Here is a 250-nt window from a genome sequence, read left to right on the forward strand (position 1 = left end):
TTGCACTAACTGCTCCTGCCACAAAGGCTACTCTAGCTGTATCGGTAATGCTCACATTATCTCCTGTTGCCGAGTAAATAACTGTTTCTGCAATGGTGTTTGTAACTGTAAAGGTTACTACTCCACTTGCATCTGAGCTACCACTTGCTGCTGAGATCGTTGATGTTGTGCTATCATCTGTTAATACAACTGTCTTACCAGAAACTGGATTGCTATTCGCATCTTTTAGTGTAACTGTTACTGTTGAGGT

At 41.6% G+C, this 250-nt stretch carries 1 protein-coding gene; it reads right to left on the reverse strand.

Translation table 11 applies throughout. The features are described 5' to 3' along the window. A partial coding sequence (locus tag V7S79_RS12255) for an Ig-like domain-containing protein (protein ID WP_459490884.1) occupies positions 1-250 on the reverse strand: 250 nt, incomplete at both ends.

The organism is Aquirufa sp. ROCK-SH2, assembly GCF_054558315.1.